Origin of the sequence: Flammeovirga pacifica, from assembly GCF_000807855.2 — a bacterium.
GTDB classification, from domain to species: domain Bacteria; phylum Bacteroidota; class Bacteroidia; order Cytophagales; family Flammeovirgaceae; genus Flammeovirga; species Flammeovirga pacifica.
In genome coordinates, this window is the sequence record NZ_JRYR02000001.1 from 2,109,530 (window position 1) to 2,110,898 (window position 1,369).

Annotated in this window: 1 protein-coding gene; it reads left to right on the forward strand. The window is 37.0% G+C overall.

Features of this window, described 5'->3' with window-relative positions; translation table 11 throughout:
• Positions 1–1,160, forward strand: a 1,160-nt coding sequence (tnpC, locus tag NH26_RS08480; protein WP_071397123.1) for an IS66 family transposase, incomplete at its 5' end; no start/stop codon positions are given.
• Positions 1,161–1,369 lie beyond the last annotated feature (209 nt).

Genomic DNA, 1,369 nt, shown 5'->3' on the forward strand with positions numbered 1-1,369 from the left:
TTATTGAACCTGAGCATGATTTAAAAGGGTGGCGTAAAGTAGGTGAAGATATTACGGAAGTGCTTGAGTGTGAACCCGCACGTTTGTATGTTCGAAGAATCATTAGACCTCGCTACGTCAAAGAACAGGAAAATGGAGATAGTGTATTTAGTCAGTCGGCTTTACCTTCTCATCTGCCTTTCCCTAAATCTATTGCATCAGCAAGTTTAGCCGCTCAGATGATCATCAGTAAATTTGTAGATCACATTCCGATCCATCGCTTCATCAAGCAGTTTGAAAGACAAGATGTCTATCTGAAAAATACAACGCTGATCGATTTACAAAAGAAGGTTGCAGACAAACTAACGCCTTTATTTGAACTATTATCACAGAAAATAAAGAAGAGCAACTACCTTCAAATGGATGAATCTACCATTAAAGTAATGGGAACAGGTAAAAAAGGGAAAGCACACCAAGGCTATATGTGGTATTATTTGGATCCAAAAGAAAAAATTCTTTCCATTCATTATGCCAATGGAAGAGATCGGAAATATCTGAAAGAACACCTTGGAGATTTTAAAGGTTATGCCCAAACCGATGGTTATAAAGGGTATGATTATTTTGAAAACACTACAGCAATTACACATTTAAATTGTTGGGCACACGCACGTCGATACTTTTTTAAGGCCTATAAAGGGGGCTATAAACCCGCTTCCGAAGTAGTTAACCTTATCTCAAAGCTCTATGAATTAGAAAAAACGTTTCAACCAGATACAAAAGCAGAAGAAATTCAATTAGAGAGAGAAAAATATGCTACTCCAATTATTAATAAGCTCTTCCAATGGGCAAAGGAGCAAAAGGTATTACCTAAAACTGATATTGGTGTAGCTATTACTTACTTTCTCAATCATGAAAAAGGATTACGTGAATATCTCAAGAACGGTGAACTTCTCATTGATAATAACCCTATCGAAAATAAAATCCGACCACTTGCAATAGGTCGAAAAAACTATATGTTTGCAGGTAATGAACAAGGTGCTGCACAAATTGCAATGTTTTATTCCTTTTTCGCTACAGCAAAAATGCATGACGTAGAACCCTATCAATGGCTGAAAAATACACTTGAGATTATTGATGATTACCCTATCAATACAATAGAGGAACTACTGCCTGTTAAATAGTTGGTGTAGACAAGTGCGGGTTTGCCGACTGCTTACGATGTTTCGAACTTAGGTTACGACACATTTAGAATGAAGAATGACAGACTAGACTAGATACTGCCTGTTAAATAGTTGGTGTAGACAAGTGCGGGTTTGCCGACTGCTTACGATGTTTCGAACTTAGGTTACGACACATTTAGAATGAAGAAGTTCATACTTGGAAGAGAAGA